The organism is Microvirga sp. KLBC 81, from assembly GCF_003075415.1.
Classification (GTDB): domain Bacteria; phylum Pseudomonadota; class Alphaproteobacteria; order Rhizobiales; family Beijerinckiaceae; genus Microvirga.
In genome coordinates this window covers 1-4,787 of the sequence record NZ_QDAH01000166.1, presented here as the reverse complement: position 1 = coordinate 4,787, position 4,787 = coordinate 1, and the positions used below count along the sequence as shown (strand labels likewise).

The 4,787-nt window shown below is 59.4% G+C and carries 4 protein-coding genes; all 4 read right to left on the bottom strand.

What is annotated here, in order from left to right; all coding sequences use genetic code 11:
- Positions 1-124 precede the first annotated feature (124 nt).
- A complete protein-coding gene (locus DC522_RS32440) occupies positions 125-793 on the bottom strand; it encodes a 3'-5' exonuclease (RefSeq protein WP_116532545.1) in 669 nt (222 codons plus the stop codon).
- Positions 794-2,608, bottom strand: a complete 1,815-nt coding sequence (locus DC522_RS32435; RefSeq protein WP_116532544.1) for a DUF294 nucleotidyltransferase-like domain-containing protein — start codon at positions 2,606-2,608, stop codon at positions 794-796.
- 66 nt (positions 2,609-2,674) lie between these two features.
- Positions 2,675-4,303, bottom strand: coding sequence for a cation acetate symporter (locus DC522_RS32430; protein WP_371681064.1), 1,629 nt, complete (start codon positions 4,301-4,303; stop codon positions 2,675-2,677).
- A 65-nt stretch (positions 4,304-4,368) separates the two neighbouring features.
- The gene (locus tag DC522_RS32425; RefSeq protein WP_116532542.1) at positions 4,369-4,674 is read right to left on the bottom strand and encodes a DUF485 domain-containing protein; all 306 of its coding nucleotides are present in this window, start codon (positions 4,672-4,674) and stop codon (positions 4,369-4,371) included.
- Between the last annotated feature and the right edge of the window lie 113 nt (positions 4,675-4,787).

Sequence of the window (4,787 nt, the reverse complement as noted above, 5' to 3'; positions counted from 1 at the left end):
CCATGGAGAACCTGGCCCATAGCGCATCCCTCCATTCCGGAGAAAACAATGCACCATCAAACCCTGGGATCAAACATCTAACCGCAGTTTCAAACGAGTTTAGCTTGGGACGGATGTTCGGCAATTAAGCGCCGATAGGCGCATCCTGGTGCACGGCTCTCGTGCGAGCGATGCGGGCGCCGCGTTTTTGCATATCCTGAAGCTGGACGTACATCATGGCCGTCATCAAGGCATCGTTGAACGCATCATGCTGGTCGAGGGAAGGGATCCCCAAATCCGAAAGAATGGAGGCGAAGCGAAGGTCGAGCACCGTCCCAGGGGGAGCGCCACCGTATTTCAGAGCATAGTACATGGACGACACCTCAATAAGACGATTCGGGAGCTTCGCCTCAATGTAGCGCAGGATATACTTGTCGAGCATGCGGACGTCGAAATCGATGTAGTAGCCCACGATTGGGCGGCCCCCAATAAACCGGAGAAACTCGGGAAGCACCTCATGCATCGCTCGACCCTGCGCCACGTCCCGCGCCCGCAGCCAGTGCACCTTGATCGATGCTGATGTCGGGTTCTTGTCAGGCCGGATCACGGCCCTGAAGGATTGGCTTGTTAGGATGCGATGGCCTTTGACGATCAGCGCCGCAATGGCAATCACCTCATCGGCTCTCGGATTGAGCCCTGTGGTCTCACAGTCCAACACCACGACCTCGTCAGGTGGACCAGGCTCGAAGAGAAAGCGATAGGAGTGGTCCCCAAGGGAGACGCGGTAGAATAGGTTCCGCAGCCAACGCATCATTCAGAAGGCCTCAAGATGATAGCGGTTGCGGATTAACTCTCGAAATTGGCGTACCACCCGAAGCGCGTCCCGGAGGATGTCCCGGTCGACCGTCGTGATCTCCTCGAGCCGCACCACAGACTCAGCAGTCATGGTCTGCTTGTGCAGAGCGCGTAGCTGGGATCTTAGGCGGAACTCCATGAAGACCTGAAGAGCGCTAGTCAGTTCCTGCCCAAATTTCGGCTCCAGGGATCCGGCCCCGACCAAAGCAGCAATGCGCGTCGCTGTCGCATTCTCGAGAATACCCTTGTCGATCGCCATCGTTCGCACGCCATGGACAATGGGAAATATACCTGCTCTCTTGAGGTCGATCTCGTCCGGTCCGACACCAACCGAGGCCATGATCGTGCTAAGGACGCCCAGGTTAGGGGTCGTGAACGTTTCGATCAGGTGCGCGAAGTGCGACAGGAGGGCGGTCTCACCCTGCATGAGGCCTACCAGAGCTTGCTTCGCGCGCAGGACGAGGTCAGGCACTCCCGCGACCGCCGCAGCGTCGAAGAAGATGGCAAGGTTCATCGCGGCTTCCGGGTCGCGGCTGAACACCCAGGACTTGAGCTGGCGCACAAAGCTCTCGACTGTCTGCGACCACACCGGGTTGCGGACCATGACATTGCCAGGGCAGGGAGGAAAGCCGAAGCGCTCCAGAGCACTGGAGAAGTCCTCCCGAAACTGTGTAAGATCGCCGGGCGGCACCTCGTCTGCCAGAAGGAGAGCGTTGTCTTGGTCCGTCCGCACGGTCTGTTCGCCGCGCCCTTCGGACCCCATCAGAAGCAGACAGCTGTTGTAACGGATGGATGGAGGGGCCACCATCTCGAAGAGCTTTCGAAATAGCCTCCGGTTCAGGTCGGATGTAATCTCCGCAATGATGCCAATCTTCATCCCCTGTCGGTGGAGCCGCTCGACTTGCGCTTGGATGTCGTGGACTGCTTCCGCCAGATCGTCGATGCTGCGTGCGCGATCGATCCGTCCAGGGATTAGTTGGGAATTGCCGGCAAACAGCCCCAAGATGTCGATGTCCTCCAGAAATCCCGCATAATGTCCGCCCGAGCGGATCGCGAGCCGTCGCTTGTCGTGCTTCGTCATCAGGAGGAGCGCTTCGAAGATGAAGTCGTCCGCATCGACAGAGACGATGTCGAAATGACAGACCTCCCGGACCGGAGTGTCGAGTGAAAGGCCGCGCAGGACGACAGCTTTGGACAGGTTCATGCCCGTGACGACGCCGACACGCTGCCCATCGTTTACAAAGAGCGAGTTGATGTCGTGGTTGCGCATGCGGTGCCCGGCCTCCCTGATTGTGGTGGCGCCGTCGACGTAGACCGCGCCGCCATGTCGCGCGTCCCGGACTCGAGCCCGCAGCACGCTCTCGACTCCTTCTGCCTTTCTCTGCTCGGCAAAGGCATCGAGCTTGCGGGAGACATCCGCATAGAAAAAGGCACCGAACGCTGCGTTGCGGCGAATGAGGTTGAGAACGAGCTTGCCCGGAATCAGATAACAGAGTGTCTCCTCGACGGCGGCGAAGTCCTCGCCCGCGGCTCCATGCACGACAGCCTGCGAGTCAAAGCTGTCCTTCGGACCGAGCACGGCATGGAGCGCGTTTCCATCCCGAACCTCGATGGCACCCTTGATGATGACGTGCAGCAGGTCACAGGTGAGCCCCCTCCGGATGATCACCTCGCCCGGACTGAAGTATCCGATGTCAAGAGCCGCGGTGAGCTGCTCGATCTCCTCATGGGTGAGGCGATCGAATGGTGGATTGGCGGCATCGAATCCCTGCATGGGTTACTCTGCATGGACGCGACCCTTTTGCCGGCGCTCTCCGATGAAGGGTCGCAGTCTCGCTGGTTAGTGCACGTGTGCCGCGGCGGCTCCTATGCCGGTCTCGGACCGGATGTATTGGGCGTCGAAGGCATCGACCTCCGCCTTCGCCCTCTGGCTCGCATCAAGCTTCGAGAAGGCCCAAATCCCCAGAAAGGCGATCGGCATGGAGAAGATGGCCGGATTGTCATACGGGAAGAGCTCTTTGGCAAAGCCGAAGGTTTGCACCCAGACAGCCTTGCTCAGAACCACCATGACGACCGCGCTGACGAGGCCGAGCAGACCTCCGATCAAGGCCCCTCGGGTCGTCGTTCCCTTCCAGAGGACGGACATCAGAAGAACGGGGAAGTTGCAGCTCGCAGCCACAGCGAAGGCGAGGCCGACCATGAAGGCCACATTCTGGTTCTCAAAAATGTAGCCCAGGATGATCGCCACGATGCCGATCACGATCGCCGAGATTTTCGAGATCCTGACCTCCTTCTGTTCGGAAACACGTCCCCGTGCGATGACCTCCGCATAGAGGTCGTGGCTGACCGCTGAGGCTCCCGCCAGCGTGAGACCGGCGACCACGGCAAGAATTGTTGCGAAAGCCACGGCCGAGATGAAGCCAAGGAAGAGCGAGCCACCCGTTGCGGTCGCAAGATGGACCGCGGCCATGTTGGTGCCACCGATGATGTCCTTGACCTTGTCATAGGCTCCGCCCGCGCCGAGCTTGAAGTAGCTCGGGTCGTTCATCAGGAACGTGATCGCACCGAAGCCGATGATGAACGTCAGGATATAGAAATAGGCGATGAACCCGGTGGCGTAAAAGACCGACTTGCGAGCCGCCTGGGCATCCGACACCGTGAAGAACCGCATCAGGATGTGGGGCAGTCCGGCGGTCCCGAACATCAGCGCGAGGCCGAGCGATATGGCCGAAATCGGATCGGCCACGAGAGCGCCGGGCGCCATGATGGCGTCGCCCCTCGGGTGGATCCTCACCGCCTCGGCGAACATGGCTTCGGGGCTGAATCCGAACCGCCACAGGACGATCAGGGACATCAGGGTGGCGCCTGCCAGGAGGAGACACGCCTTGATGATCTGCACCCAGGTAGTGGCTTTCATGCCACCAAAGGCGACATAAACGATCATCAGAATGCCGACAATCACCACTGCGTAGAGGTAGTCCAGGCCAAAGAGCAGCTCGATGAGTTTGCCCGCACCAACCATCTGCGCGATGAGATAGAAGGCGACGACTACGAGAGTACCGACAGCGGAGAGGATGCGGATCTGGGTCTGGTCAAGGCGGAATGAAGCGACGTCAGAGAAGGTGAACTTCCCCAGATTGCGAAGGCGTTCGGCAATCAGGAAGAGAACGATCGGCCAGCCAACCAGGAAGCCGATGGAATAGATCAGGCCATCGAACCCGCTCGCAAAGACAAGCCCTGAAATGCCGAGGAAGGACGCCGCCGACATGTAGTCGCCAGCAATGGCAAGTCCATTCTGGAAGCCCGTGATGCCGCCGCCGGCCGCATAGAAGTCGGCCGCCGATTTTGTTTGTGCGGCGGCTCGATAGGTGATCCCGAGCGTGCCGAGCACGAAGAGCAGGAACATGATGATTGCAGCCCAGTTCAATGGCTGCTTTTGGACGGCGCCCAGATCAGGTCCTGCGGCCATGGAGCCGGAGAGAGCAGCCTCAGTCACCAGCGCAGCTGCAATAGGAATGATGAGGTGCCGGCGCATCACTTGAGCTCCCTCGTGAGACTGCGGGTCAATTCATCAAAGCGACTGTTGGCCCGCTGAACATAGATCCCGGTCAGGACAAAGGCGGAGACGATCACGCCAAGGCCAAGCAAAATCCCCAAAGAGGTGACGCCTCCGCCGATCTTCGTAGCGAGAAGAGGTTTGGCGAATGCTACGAGAAGGATGAAGCCGAAATATATGACGAGCATCACAATGGAGAGGGTCCAGGCAAAGCCTGCTCTCTGGCGAACTAACTCCTGAAATCTCGGGCTTCGAAGAACTCGCTCATATTCGCTCGTGGCCATAGACGGATCCCTCCACTACAGGTGTTCAGTGGGTTCTGTTCTGGCGGTTGGAGATCAGGTCGTCGACGACGGTGGGGTCGGCCAGGGTCGAGGTGTCGCCCAGCGAGCCGAAC

What these genes read in the sequence shown, in the direction of transcription:
- DC522_RS32440 (WP_116532545.1), bottom strand. Translation starts at nt 793, where the DNA reads ATGATGCGTTGGCTGCGGAACCTATTCTACCGCGTCTCCCTTGGGGAC.
- DC522_RS32435 (WP_116532544.1), bottom strand. Translation starts at nt 2,608, where the DNA reads ATGCAGGGATTCGATGCCGCCAATCCACCATTCGATCGCCTCACCCAT.
- DC522_RS32430 (WP_371681064.1), bottom strand. Translation starts at nt 4,303, where the DNA reads ATGGCCGCAGGACCTGATCTGGGCGCCGTCCAAAAGCAGCCATTGAAC.
- DC522_RS32425 (WP_116532542.1), bottom strand. Translation starts at nt 4,674, where the DNA reads ATGGCCACGAGCGAATATGAGCGAGTTCTTCGAAGCCCGAGATTTCAG.